The 25,547-nt window shown below is 67.8% G+C and carries 22 protein-coding genes; 9 read left to right on the top strand and 13 right to left on the bottom strand.

Annotated features, from left to right (window positions below; genetic code table 11):
* The first annotated feature begins 16 nt into the window (after nucleotides 1–16).
* Both SMD14_RS08360 and SMD14_RS08355 read left to right on the top strand, forming a co-directional pair.
* Nucleotides 17–691: a TrkA family potassium uptake protein gene (locus SMD14_RS08360; protein ID WP_321215961.1), complete on the top strand. Its 675-nt coding sequence runs from the start codon at nucleotides 17–19 to the stop codon at nucleotides 689–691.
* Entirely contained in the window at nucleotides 688–1,437 is a 750-nt protein-coding gene (locus SMD14_RS08355) for an NAD-binding protein (RefSeq protein ID WP_321215960.1), read from the top strand. The genes SMD14_RS08360 and SMD14_RS08355 overlap by 4 nt, the downstream gene beginning before the upstream one ends.
* Before the next feature lie 21 nt (nucleotides 1,438–1,458).
* Here the strand turns inward: SMD14_RS08355 and SMD14_RS08350 are convergent, their stop codons facing one another.
* From SMD14_RS08350 to dut, 4 genes are all read right to left on the bottom strand, one after another.
* Complete coding sequence (locus tag SMD14_RS08350; RefSeq protein ID WP_157238471.1) at nucleotides 1,459–2,247, bottom strand: DUF3159 domain-containing protein; 789 nt, start codon at nucleotides 2,245–2,247, stop codon at nucleotides 1,459–1,461.
* Nucleotides 2,244–2,627 (bottom strand): hypothetical protein, encoded by a 384-nt coding sequence (locus SMD14_RS08345; protein ID WP_231754784.1) that lies wholly within the window; start codon nucleotides 2,625–2,627, stop codon nucleotides 2,244–2,246. Before SMD14_RS08345 ends, SMD14_RS08350 begins: the two co-directional genes overlap by 4 nt.
* Nucleotides 2,620–3,333, bottom strand: a complete 714-nt coding sequence (locus SMD14_RS08340) for a DUF3710 domain-containing protein (protein ID WP_321215959.1) — start codon at nucleotides 3,331–3,333, stop codon at nucleotides 2,620–2,622. The genes SMD14_RS08345 and SMD14_RS08340 overlap by 8 nt, the downstream gene beginning before the upstream one ends.
* Before the next feature lie 104 nt (nucleotides 3,334–3,437).
* Nucleotides 3,438–3,965, bottom strand: a complete 528-nt coding sequence (gene dut / locus SMD14_RS08335) for a dUTP diphosphatase (RefSeq protein ID WP_370460321.1) — start codon at nucleotides 3,963–3,965, stop codon at nucleotides 3,438–3,440.
* Between the two features lie 148 nt (nucleotides 3,966–4,113).
* On the opposite strand from dut, the gene SMD14_RS08330 reads away from it, so the two are divergent.
* Entirely contained in the window at nucleotides 4,114–4,614 is a 501-nt protein-coding gene (locus SMD14_RS08330) for a DUF3093 domain-containing protein (protein WP_157238473.1), read from the top strand.
* Here SMD14_RS08330 and SMD14_RS08325 read toward each other — a convergent pair.
* Nucleotides 4,590–4,889, bottom strand: a complete 300-nt coding sequence (locus tag SMD14_RS08325; RefSeq protein WP_157238474.1) for a DUF4193 domain-containing protein — start codon at nucleotides 4,887–4,889, stop codon at nucleotides 4,590–4,592. The two genes, SMD14_RS08330 and SMD14_RS08325, sit on opposite strands and share 25 nt — an antisense overlap.
* Before the next feature lie 212 nt (nucleotides 4,890–5,101).
* Between SMD14_RS08325 and sepH the strand changes: the two genes are divergently transcribed.
* Complete coding sequence (gene sepH / locus SMD14_RS08320) at nucleotides 5,102–6,439, top strand: septation protein SepH (RefSeq protein ID WP_157238475.1); 1,338 nt, start codon at nucleotides 5,102–5,104, stop codon at nucleotides 6,437–6,439.
* Nucleotides 6,440–6,488: 49 nt separating this feature from the next.
* On the opposite strand, the gene SMD14_RS08315 is transcribed toward sepH, so the two are convergent.
* Genes SMD14_RS08315 through SMD14_RS08300 form a run of 4 tightly spaced genes read right to left on the bottom strand, consistent with a single transcriptional unit; the run spans nucleotide 6,489 to nucleotide 11,944 of the window.
* The gene (locus tag SMD14_RS08315; RefSeq protein ID WP_321215958.1) at nucleotides 6,489–7,214 is read right to left on the bottom strand and encodes a thymidine kinase; all 726 of its coding nucleotides are present in this window, start codon (nucleotides 7,212–7,214) and stop codon (nucleotides 6,489–6,491) included.
* Nucleotides 7,207–8,475 carry an alkaline phosphatase family protein gene (locus SMD14_RS08310; protein WP_321215957.1) on the bottom strand — a complete coding sequence of 423 codons (1,269 nt, stop codon included), beginning with the start codon at nucleotides 8,473–8,475 and terminating at the stop codon, nucleotides 7,207–7,209. Before SMD14_RS08310 ends, SMD14_RS08315 begins: the two co-directional genes overlap by 8 nt.
* A 1-nt stretch (nucleotide 8,476) precedes the next feature.
* The gene (locus SMD14_RS08305; RefSeq protein ID WP_157238476.1) at nucleotides 8,477–9,217 is read right to left on the bottom strand and encodes a DUF5998 family protein; all 741 of its coding nucleotides are present in this window, start codon (nucleotides 9,215–9,217) and stop codon (nucleotides 8,477–8,479) included.
* 42 nt (nucleotides 9,218–9,259) lie between these two features.
* The gene (locus SMD14_RS08300) at nucleotides 9,260–11,944 is read right to left on the bottom strand and encodes a GNAT family N-acetyltransferase (protein ID WP_321215956.1); all 2,685 of its coding nucleotides are present in this window, start codon (nucleotides 11,942–11,944) and stop codon (nucleotides 9,260–9,262) included.
* Nucleotides 11,945–12,032: 88 nt separating this feature from the next.
* On the opposite strand from SMD14_RS08300, the gene SMD14_RS08295 reads away from it, so the two are divergent.
* Together SMD14_RS08295 and SMD14_RS08290 are read left to right on the top strand one after the other, a co-directional pair.
* Nucleotides 12,033–14,552 (top strand): DNA topoisomerase IV subunit A, encoded by a 2,520-nt coding sequence (locus SMD14_RS08295; protein WP_321215955.1) that lies wholly within the window; start codon nucleotides 12,033–12,035, stop codon nucleotides 14,550–14,552.
* A gap of 19 nt (nucleotides 14,553–14,571) precedes the next feature.
* Nucleotides 14,572–15,090, top strand: a complete 519-nt coding sequence (locus SMD14_RS08290; protein WP_321215954.1) for a DinB family protein — start codon at nucleotides 14,572–14,574, stop codon at nucleotides 15,088–15,090.
* Here SMD14_RS08290 and cydD read toward each other — a convergent pair.
* Genes cydD through SMD14_RS08275 form a run of 3 tightly spaced genes read right to left on the bottom strand, consistent with a single transcriptional unit; the run spans nucleotide 15,072 to nucleotide 21,260 of the window.
* Nucleotides 15,072–18,578 carry a thiol reductant ABC exporter subunit CydD gene (cydD, locus tag SMD14_RS08285; protein WP_321215953.1) on the bottom strand — a complete coding sequence of 1,169 codons (3,507 nt, stop codon included), beginning with the start codon at nucleotides 18,576–18,578 and terminating at the stop codon, nucleotides 15,072–15,074. The two genes, SMD14_RS08290 and cydD, sit on opposite strands and share 19 nt — an antisense overlap.
* A 1-nt stretch (nucleotide 18,579) precedes the next feature.
* The gene (gene cydB, locus SMD14_RS08280; protein ID WP_321215952.1) at nucleotides 18,580–19,629 is read right to left on the bottom strand and encodes a cytochrome d ubiquinol oxidase subunit II; all 1,050 of its coding nucleotides are present in this window, start codon (nucleotides 19,627–19,629) and stop codon (nucleotides 18,580–18,582) included.
* Nucleotides 19,630–19,655: 26 nt separating this feature from the next.
* Nucleotides 19,656–21,260 carry a cytochrome ubiquinol oxidase subunit I gene (locus SMD14_RS08275; protein ID WP_321216241.1) on the bottom strand — a complete coding sequence of 535 codons (1,605 nt, stop codon included), beginning with the start codon at nucleotides 21,258–21,260 and terminating at the stop codon, nucleotides 19,656–19,658.
* A 271-nt stretch (nucleotides 21,261–21,531) separates the two neighbouring features.
* Here SMD14_RS08275 and SMD14_RS08270 point away from each other — a divergent pair, with 271 nt between their 5' ends.
* Nucleotides 21,532–21,918, top strand: a complete 387-nt coding sequence (locus tag SMD14_RS08270) for a BlaI/MecI/CopY family transcriptional regulator (RefSeq protein WP_157238481.1) — start codon at nucleotides 21,532–21,534, stop codon at nucleotides 21,916–21,918.
* Between the two features lie 6 nt (nucleotides 21,919–21,924).
* Nucleotides 21,925–22,917: a M56 family metallopeptidase gene (locus SMD14_RS08265; protein WP_157238482.1), complete on the top strand. Its 993-nt coding sequence runs from the start codon at nucleotides 21,925–21,927 to the stop codon at nucleotides 22,915–22,917.
* A gap of 38 nt (nucleotides 22,918–22,955) precedes the next feature.
* On the opposite strand, the gene SMD14_RS08260 is transcribed toward SMD14_RS08265, so the two are convergent.
* Nucleotides 22,956–25,064 (bottom strand): DNA topoisomerase IV subunit B, encoded by a 2,109-nt coding sequence (locus SMD14_RS08260; RefSeq protein ID WP_321215951.1) that lies wholly within the window; start codon nucleotides 25,062–25,064, stop codon nucleotides 22,956–22,958.
* Nucleotides 25,065–25,321: 257 nt separating this feature from the next.
* Here SMD14_RS08260 and SMD14_RS08255 point away from each other — a divergent pair, with 257 nt between their 5' ends.
* On the top strand, nucleotides 25,322–25,543 hold the full coding sequence (locus SMD14_RS08255; protein ID WP_139028897.1) for a hypothetical protein: 222 nt from the start codon (nucleotides 25,322–25,324) through the stop codon (nucleotides 25,541–25,543).
* The last annotated feature ends 4 nt before the right edge of the window (nucleotides 25,544–25,547 follow it).

Genomic DNA, 25,547 nt, shown 5'->3' with positions numbered 1-25,547 from the left:
ATACAGAGGAGAGACCGTGGCGCATTTCGTGATCATGGGATGTGGCCGGGTAGGGGCAACGCTGGCGCACACGCTGGAGGACGCCGGGCATTCCGTGGCCATCATCGACCAGGACGACCGCGCCTTCCGCAGGCTCCGGCAAGGATTCACCGGACGCAAAGTCACGGGCGTCGGCTTCGACCGGGACACCCTGAAACAGGCCGGCGTGGCTGAAGCGTACGCGTTCGCCGCCGTTTCCAGCGGCGACAACTCCAACATCCTGGCCACCCGGGTGGCCAGGGAAACGTTCCACGTCCCCCACGTTGTGGCCCGCATCTATGATCCCGGCCGTGCCGAGATCTACCAGCGCCTTGGGATTCCCACCGTTGCGGCCGTGCGCTGGAGCGCGGACCAGGTACTGCGGCGTATCCTGCCCGAACAGCACCTCGCAGGCGATTTCCGCGAGCCGTCCGGACGGCTGGTGCTCGCCGAACTCGATCTCGACTCCAGCTGGATCGGACAACGGGTGAGCACCATTGAGAAAGCCGCCGCCATCCGGGTGGCGTACCTGACCCGTTTTGGTGAGGGACTCCTGCCGGACGCTGCCACCGCCTACCAGGACGGCGATACCGTGCACGCGATGCTGCAGGTTGACCGCAGCGCCCAGGTAGCCCATATCCTCGCCAAAGCACCCGCCAAGGAGTACCAGTGAAAGTCGTGATTGTGGGTGCCGGCAGCGTCGGCTCGTCCATCGCCAGGGAACTGCTGGCGCACAAGCATGAGATCCTCCTGATCGACCTCAAGCCGGAGGTCATTGGACGCAGCGGCCTCCGCGGCGCACACTGGCTGGTGGGCGACGCCTGTGAGCTGAGCACGCTGCAGGGAGCCAAAGTGGAAGACGCAGACGTGGTGGTGTCAGCCACCGGCGATGACAAGGTCAACCTGGTGGTTTCCCTGCTGGCCAAGACCGAATTCGGGGTGGGCCGCACCGTGGGGCGGGTGAACAACCCCAAGAACGACTGGATGTTCAACGATTCCTGGGGCGTTGACGTCGCCGTCAACACTCCGCAGCTCATGACCGCCCTCGTCGAGGAAGCCGTGGAGATCGGCGACCTGGTCCGGCTGCTCACCCTTCAGACCGGCGTTTCTTCCCTCGTGGAGTTCACCGTGCCGCACGACTCGCACGTGATCGGCCAGACGGTCGGCGACATCCGGTGGCCGGAGGATTCAACCCTCGTGGCCATCCTGCGTGATCATGCACCCATCACGCCGAGCCGGGACGACGTGATCGACGGCGGAGACGAGTTGTTCTTCGTCACCACCATTGCAGCTGAGGACCACCTGCGCGCCCTGTTGGCGCCTGACGCCCTTGATACGGCCGGCGAGGCGGACGCTCCGCTGCCGGCCGGCGCCAGGACCGCCCAGCAGGCGCCCGAGGACGACGGCTTCGACGGCTAGGACGATCCGGCCGTCGATGCGTCAGGCTTTCAGGCCCGCGTCCTCCCCGTTGGAGTCCGTGCCGGCGTCGACGGCGGCCGGCCGGGTCACCAGCCAGGCAATCCAGACACCCAGGATGTACAGGGGCGCGCCCATGATCAGCCGGGTGGTGGCCAGCGCCGCAAGCCCGTCCGGACCCATGAGGTAGAGCGGAACCTGCACCACGAGCCGAAGCGCCAGGACCGCAACGATGATCCAGGTGCCAAGCTGGTAGGCCCTGACCCGGACCGCGTCCTTGCGCCAGTCAAGGCCCTCGTTCCGGATGAATCCGAAGAGCAGGCCGGCCACCGGCCATTTGAGGAAGATGGACAGCACCATCGCCAGGATGTAGCCGGCGTTGGTGAAGAAACCGGGGAGGTAGAAGTCCTCCGCCTTGCCGGTGCTGTTTGCGAGCCAGGCCGAGATGCCTACGCCCACCACACCGGCCAGCGCCTGGGTGAGCGGGCGCCGCTGGACCAGCCGGACCACGGTGAACACCGCGGCGGAAGCCAGTGCCGCCACCAGGGACAGCGTCAGCTCCCGGGTGATGGTGAAGGCCACCAGGAACATAAGCCCGGGCACGATGCTTTCGGCAATGCCCTGGACACCGCCGGCGCTGCGCAGGACGTCCACCCGGCCGTCGTGTGTCCGGTGCAGCCCGGCCTTGGCCGCGTACTCCGCCGCAAGGCCGGCCACCGGTGACGGCTCCCGGGCCGGTCCCTGCCTTCCATCACGCTCAGGGGTGCCGTGGTTTGGGGGCCCGGAGGACGGGTCGGGCTGGGGCTCGGTCATTCGTTCTCCTGGCGGGACAGTATTTCGTAGCGTGGGTTGAACATGGTGGGCAGGCCTTGGCTGCGGGAAAGCATTCCTTCAAGCCGGAGCCGGGCGCCGGCTTCGATGCCCGGCACGCGGCGGCGCCCCAGCCATACAACCCGGAGCCTGCCATGTGCCTTGGACTGGCCGGCCTGGCCGGAGACTCTCCTGCCTGGTTCGGCCCGGCCCGGCTCGGCGTCGGAAACAATGGCGGTGAACGCAGGTGCCTGGTCCGCCGGGAGGTACGTCACCGATTCAATGCGTCCCTGGCAGACGACGCGGCCCTTGTCCGGAAGCTCGTCCAGGGAGAGAACGTCAGGGCGGGGCTGGAGCCCGTCCCCCGGGGCCGCGTCAGCCAATCTGTGTGGTTTCCGGACCACGTTCCGGTTCCCCAAGAGAGGGGGCAGGCGGAGGAGGCGTGGTGGCCGTGTCCTTGGGCAGGCGCAGCTGAAGCAGGTCACGGGGCGGCATGGGGCTGCCCCCGCGGATCACCACAACCTGCCGGAACAGCGCCTCCAGCGGCTCGGCTGCCTCACGTTCAAGGGCCGCCGGTCCGCCCAGGACTCCGCGAAGGAACCAGCGCGGACCATCAACGCCCACAAAGCGGGCCACGCGGTAGCCCTGGCTGCCGTCAGGCAGCCCCGCAGGCAACTTGGCCACGAGTTCGGTTCCAAAGCTGCCGTCGATCTCTTCCACCTGGCCACCCTGCGCACCCACGGACTGGCCAATCTGCTCGCGGATCTCGTCCCACAGGCCCTCGGTCTTGGGAGCGGCGAAAGCCTGCAGCTGCAGGCTGGAGCCATTGAGGTCCAGCGTGACCGCCACGACGCGCTGGGTGGCTTCCTCGACCTCGAGGCGCAGCTGGAGACCCTCGCTGGGCGTGATCAGCAGCGCGCCCAGATCCACGTAGCCGTCGCGGCTGGTGATTTCGGATTCATCAAGCGGGCCGTTTGCCCGGATGCCCGTGGCGGTCGCCGCGTCGGCCGAAGCCTCCGCGGCGGTCAGGGAGTCGTCCGGTTCGGCTGTCTGTTCCTTCTTGGCTTTCCTGCCGAGCCCAAAGACCATGGGGGTGTCTCCTTAGTTGTGAAATGTGCCGGTCCGGCCCGTTGGGGTCCCGCCGTCCTGCTGTACGCGCCCGGCAGCAATACTGCGGGAACGGAAATCGTTCTTTAGGCCCCCGGCGGGTTGAAACCGCCGGTGGATCCGAAGCCTCCCGTACCGCGCACGGACCCGCTCAATTCATTGACGGGGATGAACTGCGCGTGCTCCACACGCTGGATAACCATTTGCGCAATTCTATCGCCGCGGTGCAGCTCAATGGACTGGCTCGCGTCGGTGTTCAGCAGGGTGACGGCTATTTCCCCCCGGTATCCGGCATCCACCGTTCCGGGGGCGTTGACAATGGTCAGCCCGTGTTTGGTGGCAAGCCCCGACCGCGGATGGATCAGGGCGACGAAGCCGTCAGGGAGGGCAATTGCCACTCCCGTGGGAACCAGCTTGCGCTCCCCCGGCTGCAGGACAACGTCCTCCCTGGCACGAAGGTCAGCGCCGGCGTCGCCCGGGTGCGCGTAGGAGGGCGCCTCGAGGCCTGGATCCAGCATCTTCAGCTGGACCTGCAGTGTGGGGGCTGTGGCCGACGGCGCCAGGCCGGCAGGTTCTGCGGTGAAGGTGTCTACGGCTGCGGAATGATCAGTCACAGTCACTCACTCTAACCCGCGCCCGCCGCGCGCACCTAGGCGCAGGCACCTGCCGGGGGCAGGCACTGTGCTGCGGGGAAGGTGCCGCCGGCGCCGGGACAGAAGCGGCCGGGATGAAATAGCCAGGGAAAGATGGAAAGCTTGCGTCATGCCCGAATCCAGTTCCGCCGCGCCCGTTCCCGGCACACCATCATCCGAAGCCGCAGTGGTCTACCGGGAAAAGCTGTGGCCCAATGCCTGGATCTGGATCATCGCAGCGGGCATCTCAGGTGCAGGAATCCTGGTGTTTGCACCTATCAGCGCGGCTGCGGGCTACACGGCTGCGGTGGTTCTCTTCACGATTATCGCCATCCTCCTGATCCTTTCCACCCCCACCATCCTGGTCACGGAAAACACCCTGACCGTGGGGCGGGCCACCATTGAACGCCGCTTCGTGGGTGCCGCCCAGCCCTTCCGCGGTGAAGAAGCGACGGCGGAACGCGGCACCCGGCTGAACGGCCTGGCCTACCTTTGCATCCGGGGCTGGATCGATCCCGTCGTCAAGATCGGCATCACCGATCCCTCGGATCCGACGCCGTACTGGCTGGCGTCCACCCGCCGCCCGGACAAACTGGCGGCAGCCCTTCAGCCCTCACAGTCCCTGCAGTAGAACCGGCCGTCCTTCTCCCTGGCGATCTGGGAGCGGTGCCGTACCAGGAAGCACGAGGAGCAGGTGAATTCGTCAGCCTGGGCCGGAACCACCTGGACCACCAGCTCCTCGCCGGAGAGGTCCGCGCCCGGCAGTTCAAAGCCGGCGGCAAGCTCGCTTTCGTCCTCATCCACCACCGCAACCGGTTTGTCAGACCGGCGCGTCTTCAGCTCTTCCAGCGAGTCCGCGGTGGCGTCCTCCTCGGACTTGCGCGGCGCATCGTAATCGGTGGACATCGTGGCCCTGGCCTTCTTCCTGTGCGATTGTCTGGGACAACACCCTTCATAACGCGGGATGCGCCGGGTTGGTGCCCGGTGAAGGCCGGGCCTGGCGGAGGATTTGCGAGCGTTGTCCCGGAAAATCGCGGCGCGCCCTGCCCCTTGACGGAAAACCCGTCCCCCGGGTGGCAAAGTTTCGAGTGATAGTAATGCCAGGGTGGAGGATTTGTATGCAGGATCTACGGCTTGTAGGCGTACACGACGACGGGACTCACCTCCTGTTGAGCGGGGCCGGCGGCGAGATGTTCCAGCTGCCGATCGACGAAGCGCTGAGGACGGCCAGCCGGCCTGCGGTTAAGCCGCGGGCCGAGCGGCCAGCTGTTCCGATGTCCCCGCGGGACATCCAGGCTCGGATACGCGCCGGTGCCACTGCGGCCGACGTCGCCGAGCTTTCCGGGCTTCCGCTGGCCAAGGTTGAACGGTACGAGGGGCCGGTCCTTGCTGAACGGGAGTACGTGGCCCAGCAGGCCCGCAAAGTGGAAGTGGCCTCGCCTTCCCCCGGCCATGACGTCTACCGGTCGGCGTTCGGCGACAACCCTGCCACGCTGAATGACATGGTGGGGCACCGGCTCGCCGCCCATGGCATCGACCCGGCCACGGTGGAGTGGGATTCCTGGCGTCGCCAGGATGGGACCTGGACTGTCTCGGCCACTTTCGAAGCCAAGAACGGCACCACTCCGGGCATAGGCGAGGAGCCCCCGGCACTGTGGACCTTCAGCCCGGCACGGAAGTCGCTGCAGAACGCCAACCGCTGGGCCCAGCAACTGAGCGAACTGGAGCCCCTGGACGGGCCCGTTCCTGCCCGCCGGCTGTCGGCCGTTTCCGACCGGCCCTTTGACTTTGAGACCGATGCCGACGCCGTTCCCGGAAGCCAGGCAGGCAATGCCGGCCACGCGCCGGGCAAGGAAAAGGAATCCGACGGCCTCCTGGACATGCTGCGCTCGCGCCGGGGCCAGCGGCTTGGCGTGGATGAGGATTCCGACGACGCCCTGGCCCTGCTCCTCACGCACGGCGTGCCGGCTGCCCATCCCCGGCCCTCCGAGGTCACGCCGGAAGCAGACGAACAGGAGGCAGAGCCGGAGGAAGATGCCGGCAGTGCCCCGGCTGCCCAGGGTGATTCCTTCATCCGGCGCCGGGATGCCCGCCCGTCGATGCTTTCCCGGCTGAGCCTCATCCCCCCGCACGCGGACCCGGTGGAAGACAACCTCCGGCTGCACAACGGTGTCAGTACAGACACCCGGGAGATAACAATCGTGGCCTCCCCTCAGCGCCCCTCCGGTTCAGCGGATCCTGACGCGGCACGCGGCACCGGCGCGTCAGGCAGCGGAGCAGGACTGGACGAACTGCTGGGCGGCAACCCGCGCCGGCCGGCACCGCGCACTGACGATAACTCCCCTGCCACCGGCCAGCTCCCGGAAACGGGCGCACCGGAAAGGCAGCCCTCGAGGCCCAAGCGCTCCAGCGTTCCGTCCTGGGACGAGATTGTCTTCGGGACCCGCGGAGACTAGGTACACGGCCTGCGCGCCGGCCGGACACCGGACACCGGACACCGGACGCTTAGGCGCCTGCCCCGGTTCCGCCGGTGCCGCGCCACAGGCACGCATCCACCTCGAACGGCAGCAGCTGGTCCTGCTCAGCCATGAGGTTGGCACCATGGGCCGTGACCCGCCGCATGAAGTGGCGCCGGCAGAGGGTTTCGTAGCCCACCACGGGAATGCGGCCTGCGGCCGGAGCCGCTGATCCGTCAACGGCCATGTCGACGTCACCCACCACTACCTGGGCGCCTTCGGTGACCATGACGCCGTCCACCGTCCTTGCATTGTGCGTAGCCCGGCGGCCGCACCAGCACAGGGCCTCCACCTGTAAAACCTGCACCCGGTCCGCCAGTTCGATCAGCCGCTGCGAGCCGGGGAAGAGCCTGGTGCGGAAGTCGGCGGTAATACCGAAGGCAAAAACGTCGACGTCGATCTCGTCCACGACCTTCGCCAGCTGTTCCACCTGCTCCGGCGTATAGAACTGCGCCTCATCGCAAATCAGGTAGTCCACGCGCTGGCCCTGGGTGCGCCGCAGCATGACTTCCTCCCAGAAGTCCGTGCCGTCCGCCACCTCCACTGCGTCGGTTTCGAGGCCGAGCCGGCTGGAGATGCGGGATGCGCCGGCACGGTCGTTGCGGCTGAAGCGCACACCGCCCCGGCCCCGGGCACGGTGGTTGTGATCCATCTGCAGCGCGAGGGTGGATTTGCCGCAGTCCATGGTGCCCGAAAAGAAGACGAGTTCAGCCACGGCGGACGCTCCTGCCGCCTGCCGTGAAGCACAGCAGCGGGACCTCCCGCTCAGCCTTGGTCAGGGATCCGTGCTGGCCCACGACTTCCATCGCCGTGGGGCGGACGCGTCTTGTGTCATACAGTGCCAGCTCATCGCGGGCTGCAATCATTACGTCGCCGATCCTGCCCTCGACGGCGGGCCGAACCGGGCCGAAGAGCCCCGCCGCAATGGCGTCCTCCCTGGTGAAGGCCCAGATGCGGGTACCGAAGCGGGTGCGCCAGGCTGCGAGAAGCCTTTCGCGTGCGCCGGCGTCGGGCCCTGTGCCGTCCGCTCCGGTTTCCAGGTAGAGGTGCACCATGCGCGGTTCGCCGGCGGTGTGCCGGACGCCTTCCACCAGCGCCGGGTCGGCTGAAAAGTCGATGCGCTGTTGTTCCGGCACATCCAGCATGCCGTGGTCCGCGGTCAGCAGGATGGTGGTGCCGGCAGGCAGGGAGGCATTCAACCGCTTCATGGTGGCATCCAGCTCCTCAAGCTGGTGCTCCCAGGATTCGGACTGGCAGCCGTAGCGGTGCCCGGCCTTGTCCAGCTCGTTGAGGTAGAAGTACAACAGGGCCGGGCCGGGGGCGGCGAGGGCTTCGGCGGCGGCCTCAGTCCGGGCGTGGGAAGTGGTGCCGGCCACGAAGGTCCCGCCGCGCAGGGCAGCCCTGGTCATGGGCGAATCGCCGAACTGGGGAAGGCTGACCGTGGTGACGGCGGCCTGGCCTGCAGCCCGTTCCAGCACGGTGGGGAACGGCTGCCAGGCGAGGGGGTCCACCCCGGCGTCCCAGTTGCCGAGCATGTTGACCACTTTGTCCTGCTCCGGGTCAAGCACGTCGTAGCCCACCATGCCGTGCTGGCCGGGGGGCAGCCCGGTACCGAAACATGCCAGAGCGGCGGCCGTCGTTGAGGGGAATGCCGAATCCAGCCACACGGGAACTTCCCCCTGACCGGCCTGGATGACCGACCTGAGGAAGGGTGTGTGCGCGGACTTCTGCTTCAGGAGGTTCCGGCCCAGGCCGTCGGCCACCACGACGCAGACACGCGACGCGGCAGGAAGGCCAAGCGTATTGGTAAAGCCATCGAGGCCCAGGCTGGCCGCGGCACTGGTCAGCACATCCGCGACGGAGCGCCGGCCGTAGGCGGGGGCGGGCGGAAGGTCGGCCGTCCGGCCGGCCTGGACTGGAGCGGCATGCGACGGGGTAACTGCGGCGGGGATGGTCAGGCGGCGTTCTTCCGGCATCTCAGCGCTGCTGGTGCCCGCGGCTCAGCCGGTTGCCGAACACGCCCGGACGCGGACGCGGAGGGAGGGACTGGATGTGCGGCACCGGGGCGGCGGAGCCCGTGTTGACCGCGCGCAGCGCGCGGGCAAACAACTTGGCGTCCTGGACTGCCTGCAGCCCGTCAGCCTCAGCGCTGATCCGGAGGACGATGTCTTCCTGCGCAATGGTGCCGCTATAGCCGTGGTCGGCTTCGCACTGGGGATCCCCGCAGCTGGCAGGGCCCATGTCCAGCCGCTGGCCGCCGGACCAGGCGATGGACAGCGTCACCTCGCGCACGGGATCCGATGGCTTATAGTTCTGCGGCTGGGCGTACATGTAGCTGAGCACCACGGAGCGGATCTGCGCCACGGGGACGGATTCCGTGGAGATCTGGGCCACGATCTGTTCACCGGCCTCGTCCAGCTGCTGGTCGTCCACGTGGGTAATCACCAGCATGTCCGCGGTCAGCACCAGAACGGTGATGTGGCGCCGGACCTCGGCCCGGTCAAAGTGGGTTTCCAGGTGCACCAGGTGGGCAACACAGTCGCGGCCGTCCAGGGCGTCGTCCACCACGTCGGCAACAAGGCGCGGGTAGAAACCGGCCTTCTGCAGTGCGCCGTCCAGGCTTTGGCCCTGGGCACCGTGGTTATGTGAGCTGTGGCGGACTGCCTGGTTTTCATTGCCGGGCGTTTCGGGCGCCGACGCGGGAGGCTGTGAGCTCATTCCCCCATTTTCACAGATGGGCCGGTCACATTGCTAACCGCGTCAGCCGAGCATGGCCCGGCGGGCGCTGTCCGTGCGCTGGGCCGCGTTGCCGATCCGGACGTCCGCCGCCAGGATAACCGCCCCGGAGGCGCCGCAAAGCACCGGATTGAATTCCAGCAGCGCGATCTCGGGGTGGCTGTCCTTCAGCCACGCGAGCCTGCCGGCAAGGTCCTCGAGTGCGGCGACGTCCACTGCGGGCAGGCCCTGGTAGCCGAACAGCTTCCGGGCCGCCCGCGGTCCGCGGATGAAATCGTGCACGTCCGCCGCGGACAGGGGCGGCACCCGGTGGGCCCAGTCGTCCAGCAGGTTGACGGCGTCGCCCGCCAGGCCGAAGGAGATGACCGGCCCCAGGAGCGGGTCTTCGATGGCCCGGAACGTGCAGGCCTGGCCAACGGGCGCCATGGTCTGCACCTCCAGGGCGGGGTCGCCGTAACGGGACAGGATGCGGCGCATCTGCAGCACGTTCAGGCGCAGGGACTCGGCGTCCTGGATGTCCAGCCGCACTCCCCCGAGGTCCAGCCGGTGGCGCAGCGAGGGGTCGGTGGTTTTCAGCGCTACCGGCCAGCCGAGGGCCTCCGCGGCCTCCACCGCCTCGTCGGGGCTGTCAAAACCGGCAGAGGGCAGTACGGTGATGCCGTAGTGGCCCAGGAGGGAACGCGTGGCCGCCGGGTCCAGCTGTTTGAGCTGCTCGCCTTTTACGTCCCGGAGGTGGGCCTCGAGTTCTGCCCGGGCGGCCTGGGGATCGCAGCCTTCGGGTTCAACGAAGTGTCCATGGTCGCGGGAGACCCACTCGGCATACCGCACCACGGCCGCGAGCGCTGCCACGGCGGCGCCGGGGTTGGAAAAGCAGGGCACGGCGCGCTCCCCGGCCCCCACCATCCCCTCAACGTAGACAGAGGGATCCAGGATCCCCGTGAACGCGGCCACCACGGGCTTTCCGGACTTCACGGAGCATTCGGCCAGCACCTCGGCGATGCTGTCCACGGTGAGCCCGCGGGCCGGAAGCAGGGCAGCGACGGCTGCGTGGACGGCGTCCGACTCCAGCGCCGCGAGCAGGGCCGAACGCAGGGCGGGAAGGGCCACCGACTGGCCGGCGTCGAGGTCCACCCCGGCCACTACCTGGCCAATGCCCAGGCCGTGCGAGGCGGCACTGTCTGCCACCACCTTGCCCAGCGCCTGGGAGTTGCTGAAGATGGCCAGGCCGGGCCCGGCCGGGAGCGGCTGGCCGGAGACGACCTGGGCAACATCCACCAGCTGCTCTATGGTTTCCACCCGGATGACGCCGGACTGGCGCAGCATGGCGTCCAGGGCGCCCGCCGGCGCCTGGGTGGTGCGGACGGCGTGCCCGGGCGGCAGGCGCAGCCCCATGGCGTCGGACTTGGCCACGATCACCGGCTTGATGCGCGCCAGCCGGCGGGCCAGCCGGGAGAACTTGCGCGGGTTGCCGATGGATTCCAGGTACAGGCCGACTGCCGAGGTGTCGGCGTCGTCCTCCCAGTACTGCATCATGTCGTTGCCGGAAACATCGGCGCGGTTGCCGGCGGAGAGGAAGGTGGACAGGCCCAGCCGGCGCCTGCTGGAGGCGGCATAGAGCGAGACGCCGATGGCGGCCGACTGGGAGAACAGCCCCAGGCTGCCCCGCAGCGGCATCGCGGGCGCCATGGAAGCGTTCAGCGACACGTCGGGGTGGGTGTTCACAATTCCCAGGGACGCCGGTCCTATCACCCGCATGCCGTTGGCCCGGGCCTGCCGCACGAGGTCCCGCTGCCTCGCGAGGCCGCGTTCGCCGTCGTCCGCGAAGCCTGCCGAAGCAACCACCAGTCCCTTCACCCCGGCCGCGGCGCAGTCGGCCACGACGGCGGCGACTTCCTCGTAGGGGACGGCCACCACCGCAAGCTGGACGGGCTCGGGGACTTCGGAGAGCCTGCCGAAGGACATCATGCCCGCCAGTTCCAGCGCCTCGGGGTTGATGGCGTACACGCTGCCGCGGAAGCCGCCCTCGATGATGTGCTCCAGCAGCTGGTACCCCACGGTCCCCCATTTTCGGCTGGCACCGATGACGGCAACGGACGACGGCGTCAGCAGGTCGCGGACGCTCCTCGCCTCTGCGCGGTGCTCACGGGATTCCATCACCGCCCGGGACCTCTCGGTGGGGTCGATGTTGAACTCCAGGCTCACGACGCCGTCGTCAAAATGCCGTTTGACGTCATACCCGGCATCGGAAAAGACCATCAGCATCTTGCGGTTCTCCGGCAGCACTTCGGCGCTGAAGCGGCGGATGCCGTTTTCGTGGGCGGCGGCGGCAAGGTGTTCCAGCAGGATGGAACCAATGCCCCTCCCCTGGTGGGCGTCCGCGATGTTGAACGCCACTTCCGCCTCGGCGGGGTCGTCGAGCCGGTCATACCGGCCGATGCCGACGATTTCACCGCCGATGGTGATGACGAACGCCACCCGGTCCCGGTAATCCACCTCGGTGAACCGCTTGAGCTCCTTGCTGGAGAGCCTGGCCTTGAACGCGAAGAAGCGCATGTAGATTGAATTCTGCGACTGTCCCATGTGGAATGCCTGGACGGCGTCCGAGTCCGAGGGATGGATTGGCCGCAGATGCGCGGTTCCGCCGTCGCGCAGGACGACATCGGCTTCCCAATGTTCCGGATATTCGCCGTCCACGGGCTGATCCACCATAGGCTTAGCCTAGCCAAAAACTCCCGCAGCACCGCCGCTCGCGCACAATAAACCGTTTGCACAGCACTCCAGAAGGATTTACCCACCCATGGCCCGCCGCCAAAGCCCAGCCCCCACCGTGGAAGACAGCACCCCCTACACGGAAAACATCGTGGACATCGATGTCACCTCCGAAATGGAGGGGTCCTTCCTGGAGTACGCGTATTCGGTGATTTACTCGCGGGCCCTTCCCGACGCCCGCGACGGGCTCAAGCCGGTGCAGCGCCGCATCCTCTACATGATGAGCGATATGGGCCTGCGCCCCGACCGCGGCCACGTGAAGAGCGCCCGCGTGGTGGGCGAGGTCATGGGAAAGCTGCACCCGCACGGCGATACCGCCATCTACGACGCCATGGTGCGCATGGCGCAGGACTTCTCGCTGCGGCTGCCCCTCATTGACGGGCACGGCAACTTCGGCTCGCTCGACGACGGCCCTGCGGCTCCGCGGTATACGGAAGCACGGCTGGCCGCCGCCGCCCTCACCCTCACCGACCACCTCGATGAAGACGTGGTGGACTTTGTCCCCAACTACGACAACCAGCTGACCCAGCCGGACGTCCTGCCGGCAGCGTTCCCCAACCTGCTGGTCAACGGTGCCACCGGCATCGCCGTCGGCATGGCCACCAACATGGCCCCGCACAACCTCGTGGAAGTCATCGCGGCCGCGCGGCACCTGATTGCCAACCCGGACGCGACGCTGGATGACATCATGCGCTTCGTGCCCGGCCCGGACCTGCCCAGCGGCGGGCGCATCGTGGGCCTGGACGGCATCCGCGACGCCTACGCCACCGGGCGGGGGTCCTTCAAGACCCGGGCCAAGGTGGAAATCGAGCAGCTTTCCGCGCGCCGGACTGGCCTGGTGGTCACCGAGCTCCCCTACATGGTGGGCCCGGAGAAGGTCATCGAGAAGATCAAGGACGCCGTCAATGCCAAGAAGCTGACCGGCATCAGCGACATCGTCGACCTGACGGACCGGAAGCACGGCCTGCGGCTGGTCATCGAACTGAAGAACGGCTTCAACCCCAACGCCGTCCTCCAGCAGCTCTACCGCTACTCGCCGATGGAGGACTCCTTCGGCATCAACAATGTCACCCTGGTGGACGGGCAGCCGCAGACCCTGGGCCTGGTGCAGCTGCTCACCGTCTACGTGAACCACCGGATCGACGTGGTGCGCCGCCGGACCGTCTTCCGGCTGGGAAAGAAGAAGGACCGCCTCCACCTGGTGGAGGGCCTCCTCATCGCCATTGTGGACATCGACGAAGTCATCCAGATCATCCGGTCCTCGGATGAGGCCGCCGCCGCCCGGGCCCGGCTGATGTCCATCTACGACCTCACGGAAATCCAGGCGAACTACATCCTGGAACTGCGCCTCCGCCAGCTGACCAAGTACTCCCGGATCGAGCTCGAGAAGGAACAGGACGAGCTCCGCCGCGAGATCGCGGAGCTGGAGGCCATCCTGGGCTCAGAGGAACGGCTGCGCACGCTGGTGTCCGACGAACTGGGCGCCATCGCCGAAGAGCACGGCACGCCGCGGCGGACGGTCCTGCTGGAATCAGAGGCTGTGGCCCCCACCGTTGCCGCCGACCTCGCCCTGGCCGCGGGAAAGAAGGGCAAGGCCGCGCCGCTGGCCCTGGAAATCGCCGACGACCCCTGCTGGGCAATCCTGACCGCGTCCGGGCAGGTGGCCCGCACCAGCAACCAGGAGCCGCTGGCGGAGGCCGGCCCCCGGGCCAAGCACGATGTATACACGTCCGTGGTCAAGACCTCGGCGCGGGGCGAAATCGCTGCGGTTACCTCGCAGGGGCGCATGCTGCGCCTCCAGGTGATGGACATGCCGGTCCTGCCCCCGGTCTCGGGCCTGCCGAACCTCGCCGGCGGGGTTCCCGCCAAGGATTTCCTGACCCTCCTGAAGGGGGAGACCCTGGTGGCGTTCGTCCCGCTGGACGAAGTGCTGGCCATTGGCACTGCCCAGGGAGTGGTGAAGCGGGTGCAGCCGGACTATCCGCTGAACCGGGAAGACTGGGACGTCATTTCCCTGAAGGACAAGGACTTTGTGGTCAACGTGGTGCCTGCGGGAGCCGATGATGCCGAGCTGGTGTTCCTGACCAGCCAGGCGCAGCTGCTGAAGTTTGGTGCCGCAAGCGTGCGGCCGCAGGGCCGTACGGCCGGCGGCATGGCAGGCATCAAGCTGGCGTCCGGGGACCGTGTACTGTACTTCGGCGCCATCCAGCCCAAGGACGAGGCCGCCGTTGTGGTGACCATCGCGGGAACCACCGGCGCGCTTCCCGGCACCGCCCCCGGCACAGCCAAGGTGACCGCGTTCTCCGAGTATCCGGTGAAGGGGCGTGCGACAGCCGGAGTGCGGGCCCACCGCTTCCTGAAGGGCGAGGACACGCTGCTGCTCGCCTGGGCAGGCCACGGCCCGGCCAAGGCGTCCTCGGCAGCCGGGGTCGCCAGGTCCCTGCCTCAGGAGCATGGCCGGCGTGACGGATCCGGCGTCCCGCTCTCCCAGCCGGTGGATGTGGTGGGTCCCGCCATGGCCTGGCCTGATCCCGCCCAGACTGCCTGATCCAGCCTAGACTGCTTCCATGCCTATCGTTCCTGATGAGAAGGACTGGACCTGGGTCCTGACCCGTCCCTGCCCGGAATGCTCTTTTGACGCTTCCACGGTGACGCCGTCAACGGTCCCCGGGACCATCGAAAACATGCTCCCCCGCTGGCGGGCCGTCCTGCGCAGGCCGGACGCCGCCGAGCGCCCGAACGAGCACACCTGGTCGGCGCTGGAGTACGCCTGCCACGTCCGGGACGTCTTCAGCCTCTTTGACCAGAGGCTGAACCTCATGCTGGATTCGGACGACGCCAGGTTCGAGAACTGGGACCAGGACCGGACAGCGCTGGACAAGGACTACGCCAACGCCGATCCCGCCGTGGTGAGCGCTGAACTGGCCGCAGAGGGTAAGCAGGTGGCGGAGTCCTTTGCCGGCGTCCGCGAAGCGGAGTGGGCACGGAAAGGGCTGCGCAGCAACGGTTCTGAATTCACCGTCCTGACCCTCGCCCAGTACTTCCTGCACGACGTCGTCCATCACCTTCACGATGTGGACGGCTGATCCCCCTCTGCCGCGGTAAGCGCATACGCCGTCGAGGCACGGGTCCGGGCATACGCAGGCGCGGGTGCGCGTCCTGTGTTCCCTGACCCGGCGGCCAGCACCAGGCGGGCGTCGCCGGGGGCGATGTCAGCGGGGTTGTGGGTCACCAGCACCACAGTGCGGTTCCGCAGCCCCGCGCGCAGGTCCGCCAGCATGGCCTGTGCCGATTCCGCATCCAGGTGGGCCGTCGGCTCGTCCAACAGGATCACCTCCGCGCCCGTCATCAGCGTGCGGGCCACCGCCAGGCGCTGGCGCTCCCCTCCGCTCAGGAACGCACCGCCGGGACCGATCCGGGTGTCCAGGCCCGCCGGCAGCCCCTCCACCAGGCCGGACAGCCCAACGGACGCAAGCACATCCCGAAGTTCGGCGTCGCCGCCGGCAGCCCGGTCCCCGGAGGAACGCTTGCCAAGCAGCAGGTTGCCGCGGATGGTCGAGTCAAAGAGGTGGGCCTCCTGCGGGCACCACGCGGCCCGGCCGGTCACCCGGGCAGTCCCCGCGACGGCTGGAAGGAAACCCAGCAGGACCGAGAGCAGGGTGGACTTTCCGGAGCCCGAGGGCCCGGTGACTGCCAGCCAACGCCCCGGTTCCGCAACCGCGTCCAGCCCGGCAAACACCGGCGCACCGCCCGGCCAGGCCGCGGCAAGGTTTTCGAGTTCGACGCCCGGAGCACCGTTGTGCCGGGGAGGCACCTCCTGCAGGCCGTCGGCAGCGCTGCCCACGGAATCGGGGGCGGCGCGGTCCAGCGCGCCCGAGGCGGCGACGCGCCGCATGACCGTCCGGAGCGCCGGGAACTGGCGTACCGCCGTCGTCATCGCCGCGTAAGGTTCCACCAGCGCGAGGAGCAGCAGCACCACCACCGCCGCAGTGGCGGGCTCGAGGCGGCCCTCGAACACCGCGGGAGCCGCCAGCAGGGCGGCAGCGAAAGCCGCGGCGCAGCACGAAGCGGTGGTGATGGCGTGGCCCAGTCCGTCCGCCCAGGCCGAGCGCCGGGACGCCCGGGTGGCACTGCGGTCCTGCGCCCGCAGTCCTGCAAGGACAGCGGAGGCAACGCCGTTGGCGTGCAGCTCGGCCCTGGCATCAAGGGCTGCGGAAATGCGCCGCAGCACTCCGGACCTCAGCACCTGTTCGGCGCTGGCAGATTTCCGGTCAGCCCACAGTGCCAGGGCCGGCGCCATGAACAGGCTGGCCGCGGCGGCGGCCAGGACGGCCGGCAGCGCGGCCGGCACCAGCAGGCCGGTAGTGGCCAGCGCCAGCGCGGAGACGGCTAGGGCGGTAACTGGCGGCAGCACAACGCGGGGCAGGAGGTCGCGGACGGTATCGACGTCGTCAATCACCGATCCCAGGACGTTGCCGCCCTGGAGCAGGCGGCGGAGTGCGAGCGCCCTGCGGCTCAGCGACTCCCACAGCTGTCCGCGGAGCCGGGTGAGGGCGGCAAACACCGCATCATGCAGGAGGAGCCGTTCCCAGTAACGGAGCACCGCCCGCCCGATTCCGAAGAACCGCACCCCCACGATGGCGGTCAGCAGGTACAGGATGGGCGGCTGCCCGCTGGCCCGGATGATCAGCCAGCCGGACAGGCCGGAAAGCGCCACGGCGAAGACTGCGGCCAGCGTGCCCACCACCGCGGCGGCCGCGAACTTGCCGCGGACCGGCGCAAGGAGCACTGCGAGCAGCCGGGCGGTGGCGCGGCTGCCGGCTCGTTCGGCCGCGGCGGGGTTTGTGGCGCCGGCAGCCGTGCCGGCTGTGCTGGCTGAGTCGTCGGCCGTTTCGCCGGCGGCGGAGCCGGCCGCGGCAGCAGGTTGTGCCCGGAATGCATCCGCCGGGTGCGCGGCGGCGGGTACTGTCCGGCCCGGCCGTCCCACGGCCACCACGTGGTCCGCGAGGCTGCGGGTGCGTTCATTGTGCGCCACCAGGATCACCGTCACCCGGCCGCGGAGCTTCCTGATGGCCTCCTCGACGGCCATCGCCGAGGCGTCGTCGAGGTGGGCGGTGGGCTCGTCGAGCAGCAGGACGGTGGCTCCGGCCTCGATCTTCGCCAGCCCCCGGGCCAGGGCGACCCTCCGCAGCTCGCCCGGGCTCAGTTCGGCCGGGTGCTGCTGGGCCAGGTGGCCGGCGGCAGCGCGGTCCAGGCAGGCGCGTGCGGCGGCTTCCGCGCCTGCCTGGCCGCGGGCGCCAGGGATGTCCCCGGAAACGTAGAGCACCACCTCATCCAGGACGGTTTCCGCGAGCATCGCGGGGTGCTGCGGCACCCAGGCCAGGGCGGTCCGGTCCAGGCCCTGGACCGTGCCGGTTACCGTGGTGCCGCCGCCGTCGCCGATGGTCCCGGCCAGGACGCCGAGGACCGTGCTCTTTCCTGCGCCGCTGGCGCCGTCCAGGGCGGTGATCCTGCCTTGGGGTGCCGAGAAGGTGAGCGGGCCGACGGCGGGCCCTGACCTTCCGCCGTAGCTCACGGCAAGGTCCGTGACGGTGACCGGCGCCCCGGGCCTTCCTGCCTTGGCTGCAGGAAGCGGGCGGGGCTCGGGAGCATCCGTGACAGCGGCGGCTGCGGCGAGGGCAACCCGGCCGTCGTCGCTGGCGTGGTGGGCGGTGCCCAGTTCCCGCAGCGGAAGGTAGCAGTCCGGCGCCAGGATCAGGGCAAGCAGGCCTGCTTCGAGCGGCATGTCGCCGTGCACCAGGCGGACACCGATGAACACCGCCACCACAGCGACGGAGATGGTTGCGATCAGTTCCAGCGCCAGGGCCGACAGGAACGCCGTGCGCAGGGTTCCCATGGTGCGGGCGCGGTATTCCTCCGAGATCTCCTCCAGCGCCTTGCGCTGCGCCGTGGCCCGGCCGAGTCCCACCAGGACGGGCAGGCCTTTGGCGAGCTCCAGCATGTGGGCGGAGAGCCTTGCGAGGGAGGCCTGCGCCTCGCGGACGCTGTCCTCGGTATACCGGCCGATCAGCACCATGAACAACGGCACGAGCGGCACCGTCAGGACAATCACCACTGCGCTGAGCCAGTCGGCGAAAAGGATCCGCGCTCCCAGCAGCAGCGGAATCGTGGCGCAGTTCACCAGCGCGGGCAGGAACTGGGTGTAGTAGTTGTCCAGGGCGTCCAGGCCGCGGGTTGCCAAAACGGCGAGTCCGCCGTCGGCCGGTCCGGCCTCCCTTACGCCATTGCGCAGAGCCCGTTCAAGGAGCCCGGCGCGGAGCTCCTCCTTGATGCTAAGGGCGGCCCGGCGGGATGCAACGGCTTGTCCCCAGACCGTCAGGGACCGCAGGACCGCGCCGGCCAGTCCCAGGGGAACCTGGCCGTCCCAGCCCGGGTCCCCCGCCACCATTCCGGCGAGGGCTGATGCCACCGCCTGGCCCATGAGCACCAGGGACAACGCCTTGAGCGCAGCCAGCAGTCCCAGGAGGTAGAGGGCGGAGCGGGTGGCGGGACCGGGCGGGAAACTTGGCCGCATGTCAGCCCTTCGTGGTGAAGGCCCTGGCGGCGATGGCCGGCAGGAAGCTGTGCGCCTCCGGGATGTGCGCCGCGCTGACACGCCGCCGGAAGACCCAGTAGGTCCAGGCCTGGTAGGCGATGACCAGGGGGAGGCCGAAGGCGGCCACGACACTCATAAGGCCAAGAGTGTAATCCGAGGAGGAAGCGTTTGAAATGGTCAGGTCAAAGGCGCTGTCCAGGGTGGAGGGCAGCACCACAGGGAATACTGCGGCGAAGATGGACGCGGTTCCGAGTACCAGGAAGGCGCCCAGGGCCAGGAAGGCCTTGCCTTCGGATGCCTTGCGGGCCAGGAACCAGGCTGCGGCTGCCGCGGCAACGGCGAGGATGACCAGGGCCCAGGTCCACGGCTTGCCGTCGAGGAACTGGATGCTGAGGGCCCACGCGGCGATGGGCAGCAACAGCACCGGCAGCAGCCGCACGAACCACTGGCGGGCCCGGTGCCGGACGTCGCCGTCGGTCTTCAGGGCCAGGAAAGCCAGCGCATGCAGCAGTGAGAAACCCGCTACGGCGAGCCCGCCCAGCACGGCGTAGCCGCTGAACCAGGCCAGCGGACCGCCCTCACGGTCGCCGTTCGCATTCAGGGGAAGCCCGGTGGTGGTGAGGGCCAGCGCGGCGCCCACTCCGAAAGCGGCGAAGAAGGAACCGAGGGCGATGGCCCAGTCCCAGCGGGCACGCCACTCATCGGTGTCCACCTTGCCGCGGTATTCGAAGGCCACTGCGCGGAAGATCAGGGCAACGAGCACCACCAGGAGCGGCAGGTAAAGGGCCGAAAACAGGGAGGCATACCACAGCGGGAAGGCAGCGAAGGTGGCGCCGCCGGCGGTCAGGAGCCAGACCTCGTTGCCGTCCCAGACCGGGCCGATGGTGTTGAGCAGTACCCGGCGTTCGGTGTTGTTGCGGGCGAAAAGCTTCATGAGCATTCCGACGCCGAGATCGAAGCCCTCAAGGAAGAGGTACCCGGTCCACAGCACGGCGATGGCGATGAACCAGATGGTCGGGAGCAGTTCCATTCTGTGTTTCCTCTGCTTGGTACGGGCTAGTAGGCGAAGGCCAGGACGTCGTCGGCGGGTTTCCCGCCGCCTGGGCCGCCCGGTCCCGGGGTGGCGTCCTCGTTCTCGTCCACGGGTGCGTGCGCCAGTTCCGGCATGGCGGAAACTACTCCGCCCCGGATGTACTTGACCAGCAGCTTGACCTCAACCACCAGCAGGACCGCGTACACCGCCGTCAGCGTTACCAGTGATGCCAGCAACTCTCCCGCCGACACCCCCGGCGAAACCGCGGCGGCGGTGAACATGAACACCTGGTCGATGCCGCTGGGGTCGGGATTGGGGGCCACCACAAAAGGCTGGCGTCCCATTTCCGTGAAGATCCAGCCGGCAGCATTGGCACCGAACGGGGCCAGGATGCCGAAGACCGCCAGCCGCATGAGCCACGGGGACTCTGGAACGGTTCCCTTCCGGGTGATCCACAGCGCCACCAGCGCTGCCAGTGCGGCAAGCCCGCCGAAGCCGATCATCATGCGGAAGCCCCAGTAGGTCACCTCCATGACCGGCAGGTAGTCGATCTCCTGCCCGGCGCGTTCACCGTAGATCGGGTTGTCCGGCAGGTTCGTGCCGTACTTCTCCTGGTATTCGGGCAGCAGGGTGTTGACCCCCTGGACTTCGGTGGTGAAGTCCCCCTTGGCCAGGTAGGAGAGGATGCCCGGAACCTCGATCAGCGCCACGATGTCGTCACAGTTCTGCGAGCCGATGTTGCCGATGCTGAGGACCGAGAAGCCGGTGCCGTCGTGGCAGGCAGCTTCCGCCGCGGCCATCTTCATGGGCTGCTGCTCGAACATCAGCTTGCCCTGGAGGTCGCCGGTGAGGGCTGTGCCGGCGAAGGAAATCATGGCAACCACGGCGCCGATGCGCAGGGACCGGAGCCAGACCTTGTGGTCGTTCAGGTCACGGCCGGGGATGTCCGCTGCTTCGCCGGGGACCACCTTGCCGTCGGCGCCCACGGTGTCGACGCCGTCGCGCCGCCTCCGCCACAGGTGGTACCAGGCGATGCCGAGGAGGAAGCCGCCCGCCACCGCCAGTGCGCCGAACAGCGTGTGGGGCACTGCAACGAGGGCGGTGTTGTTGGTGAAGACGGCCCAGGCGTCAGTCATGACGGGCCGGCCGTCGATCATCTCCACACCCACCGGGTGCTGCATCCAGCTGTTGGCCACGATGATGAAGTAAGCGGAGAAGACGGAACCGATGACGGCAATCCACAGGCAGGCCAGGTGGATGCCCGGCTTGAGCTGTTTCCAGCCGAAGATCCACAAGCCCAGGAACGTGGATTCAACGAAGAAGGCGAGGAGCGCCTCCAGTGCCAGCGGCGCGCCGAAAACATCGCCCACGAACCGGCTGTACTCGCTCCAGGCCATGCCGAACTGGAACTCCTGGACGATGCCGGTAGCCACGCCCATGATGAAGTTGATGAGGAACAGCTTGCCCCAGAACTTGGTCATCCGTAGGTACTCGGGGTTGCCCGTGCGGTGCCAGGCGGTCTGGATGACGGCCACGACCAGGCCAAGGCCGATGGTCAGCGGAACCATCATGAAGTGGTAAACGGTGGTGATGCCGAATTGCCAGCGTGCGATTTCCAGCGCGTCCATAGCGTCCAAGGCGGTCCCTCGTGTCAGCGAAATGCAGATCTTCTACGTTTTGTAGAACTGAACTTCTACCGAGTGTAGAACAACGTCGGCAGCGGTGTAAAAACCAGCTTCCACTCCCCTGGAGCCGCAGGCAAGGGAGGCGGCAGGCGAACTGTTCTACCCAACGTAGAAAGTCTCGTGAAAACCGGGTAAATTAGAACTTGTAGTTGAAGCAAAGCATGCAGCCACCGCCGCTTCGACGCGGTGGCGCGGGGAACAAAGGAAAAGTGCAATGGCTAGTCTTGGTGAACTGGAACGGGCAGTGATGGATCTGCTCTGGGCGGGCCAGGGAGCAGCCACCGCTAATACCCTGCGGGACCGGCTGGCGCAGACGTCGGCCGGACAGGACGGCACGGCAGCCCATGAAGGCAAGGAACTTGCCGTGACCACCGTTCTTACCGTGCTGTCCCGGCTGGAAAAGAAGGGCCTGGTGGAGCGCGAACGCGGCACCCGCCCGCACCGGTACCAGGCGGTGTCCAGCCGTGCGGACCACACCGCTGAGCTGATGCATGAAGTGCTGGGGTCGGCGCCGGACCGCGAGGCCGTGCTGGCACGCTTCATTGGGTCCGTTTCCGAGGGCGAGGCCGAGACGCTGCGCAAACTGCTTGGCCACCTGTAACGCACCATGTTCTGGGCCTCATACCTGCTGGCGGTCCTTGCGATAGTCCTGGCGTGGCCGGTGCCTATCCTCCTCTCGCGGGCGAAGTGGCCTGCCCGCTCGCCGTTCACTGCCATGATCCTGTGGCAGGCGATCGCCCTGGCCGGCGGGCTGTCGATGATCGGCGCCATGCTGGTCTACGGCCTGGAGCCGATCGGCGACAACCTGATTGCGGGGCTTCGGGCGCTGGCCGGAATGGTGCTCTTCAATGCCCCCACCACGGCTTTGGGGTTCTGGCACATCTTTGCCCTGTCCGCCGCAGCCCTGCTCACCGCCCACCTCGTGTTCACACTGTTGCTGACCTACTACAAGATCGAGCGCCAGCGCCGGCGGCACCGCGAACTGCTGGCCCTCCTGGCCTCACCGTCCGGTGAAGGAACGGGAACGCTCGTTATCAGCCATGACTCCCCCGTGGCCTACTGCCTTCCCGGCGGCGCCCGCTCGGTGACGGTCCTCTCGGATGGCCTGATGGCGGCCCTTGAACCGGCTGAACTCCGGGCGGTACTGATCCATGAGAACGCCCACCTGAACCAACGGCACCACCTGCTGCTGTGGGCTTTTGCCGCCTGGCGGCAAGCACTGCCGTGGCTGCCCACCACCCGCCTGGCCCAGGAGTCGGTGAATTCGCTGATCGAAATGCTGGCCGACGACGTCGCCCTCAAAACCGAGAGCAAGGCCACGCTGATCAAGGCAATCGCCATCGTGGCCAGCGGATCGGCCGGGAACACCGGCGGAGCGGAACTCCGCCCCTCAGCTTCCAGCCTGGCGCTGTCCGGGCTCGAGGCGGCCGCCGGCACGCCCGGCCCGGACCCGGCCCGCACCACGGCCACCAGGGTCAGCAGGCTGCTCTCACCCCAGCCTGAGCTGCCGGCTCCGGTCCGCAACATGGTGATGGCCGGATCCGTACTGCTGCTGGCGCTGCCCACCGCCCTGCTGGTGGTGCCGGGGCTGCCGGGCTGAGCCCCGGCGTCGTACCTCCGGGCGGCTCCACCGCCCCGTCAGGCGTCGATGCGCTCCCGGTCCAGGCTGGCGGCGCCGGCGATAATAAAGTCCTTGCGCGGCGACACGTCCGAGCCCATCAGCAGGTCAAAGATCTCCTCTGCCTGCTTGGCGTTCTCGATGCCCACCTTGCGCAGCGTGCGGTGCCGCGGGTCCATGGTGGTCTCGGCCAGCTGCTCGGCATCCATCTCGCCCAGGCCCTTGTAGCGCTGGATGGGCTCCTTGTACCGCTTGCCTTCCTTGGCCAGGCGGGCCAGGAGGACATGGAGTTCCGCCTCCGAGTACGTGTAGATCATTTCGTTCGCCTTCTGGCCGGCGTTTATGACCTCCACCCGGTGCAGCGGCGGGACAGCGGCGAAAACGCGGCCATCTTCGATCATGGGGCGCATGTAGCGGAAGAAGAGCGTCAGGAGCAGCGTGCGGATGTGGGCACCGTCAACATCGGCGTCCGTCATCAGGATTACTTTGCCGTAGCGGGCGGCACTGATATCGAAGCTGCGCCCGGAACCCGCACCCACCACCTGGATGAGGGCTGCGCATTCGGCGTTGGAAAGCATGTCCCCTACCGATGCCTTCTGGACGTTGAGGATCTTGCCGCGGATGGGCAGCAGGGCCTGGAAGTCCGAGGACCGTGCCAGTTTGGCGGTTCCCAGCGCTGAATCGCCTTCCACGATGAAAAGTTCGGAGCGGTCGACGTCGTCCGTACGGCAGTCGGCAAGCTTGGTGGGCATCGAGGAAGTTTCCAGGGCGTTCTTGCGCCGCTGGGTTTCCTTGTGGACGCGTGCCGAGATCCGCGACTTCATTTCGTTGACGATTTTTTCCAGCAGCAGGGCCGACTGGGCCTTGTCGTTTCGGTTCGCGGAGCCGAGTTTGGCACTGATCTCGCGCTCCACCACCTTTGACACGATGGCGCGCACCGCCGAGGTGCCCAGGATCTCCTTGGTCTGGCCTTCGAACTGCGGCTCCGCCAGCCGCACGGTCAGGACGGCGGTCAGGCCCGCGAAGATGTCATCCTTTTCGATCTTGTCGTTGCCCGCCTTGAGCTTACGGGCGTTGGTTTCCACCGCTTTGCGGAAGGTCTTGACCAGGGCCTGCTCAAAGCCTGACTGGTGGGTTCCGCCCTTGGGGGTGGAGATGATGTTGACGAAGCTCCGGACGGTGCTGTCGTAGCCAATGCCCCAGCGCAGCGCGACATCCACCTCACAGTCCCGCTCCACCTCGGCCAGCTGGCTGTGCCCGCGCTCGTCCAGGACGGGAACCGTCTCCTTGAACTTTCCGGAGCCGTGCAGCCGCCAGACGTCAGTGACGGCGGGATCGGCGGCGAGGAACTCCGCGAATTCGGAGATCCCGCCGTCGTGGTGGAAGACCTCTTCGTGCACTCCTGCCTCGCCGGGCGTTCCCGGGAACCTCCGCTCATCGCGCACGGTCAGTTTGAGGCCGGGCACCAGGAAGGAGGTCTGGCGCGCGCGGGCGGCCAGTTCGTCATAGGAGAACTTTGCGTCCGGGGTGAAGATCTGCCGGTCGGCCCAGTACCGGATCCGGGTGCCCGTGACCCCGCGCTTCGCTTTGCCCACCACGTCCAGGACGGAATCGTCCACGAACGGGGTGAAGGGTGCGGCCGGGTCGACCTTGGAGCCGACGTCCTTGAAGCGCCCGGGCTCGCCGCGCCGGAAGGACATCTTGTAGGTCTTGCCGCCGCGGTCCACCTCAACGTCGAGGCGGGAGGACAGTGCGTTGACCACGGACGCGCCGACGCCGTGCAGGCCGCCGGAGGCGGTGTAGGAGCCGCCGCCGAACTTGCCGCCGGCGTGCAGTTTCGTGAAAACCACTTCGACGCCCGTCAGGCCGGTCTTGGGTTCCTTGTCGATGGGGATGCCGCGGCCGTCATCGTGGATCTCCACGGAGTTGTCGGCGTGGAGGATGATCTTGATGTCGTGGCCGAAGCCGGCCAGGGCCTCATCCACGGAGTTGTCGATGATCTCCCAGAGGCAGTGCATGAGTCCGCGGGAGTCGGTGGAACCGATGTACATGCCCGGGCGCTTGCGGACAGCCTCGAGGCCCTCCAGTACAGACAGGTGCCGGGCAGTGTAATCAGAACTTGGTGCCACTGGTGATGAACTCCTTCAGGGACGGGAACAGCAGGCGTGGATCGCTTCCTCTAGGGTAGTCGGCCGGGTACCGGCAGACCGGCTGCCACACCTGGCCGGGGGTGTGGACCGCGCCACGCGGGACTGTGCCGGCCAGCCCCTGCGGCGAACTTGAGCCAACTTTGCGGATACGCGCACAGCGAACTTGCCCCATCCTTGCGATGGTTTTGTTACGAATGCTGGTTATATAGACGTACTGATCTACTAAGGAGGCCGACATGACAACAGCAGTGGCAGACCGCACACTCAACGCACTGGACCGGTGCGATCGTTGCGGAGCTCAGGCTTACGTCCGGGTTGTATTGGAGTCCTCCGGCGGTGAACTGCTGTTCTGCGGCCACCACGCCCGTGCAGTGGAGGCGACCCTCAAGCCGTTGAGCTCCGACTGGCACGACGAGACGGGCAAGCTTCACGAAAAGGCAGTCGTAGAAATCGACTAGGTTC

The sequence above is a fragment of the Pseudarthrobacter oxydans genome, from assembly GCF_034258515.1.
Taxonomy (GTDB): Bacteria; Actinomycetota; Actinomycetes; order Actinomycetales; family Micrococcaceae; genus Arthrobacter.
This window is presented reverse-complemented; position numbering and strand designations above follow the sequence as displayed.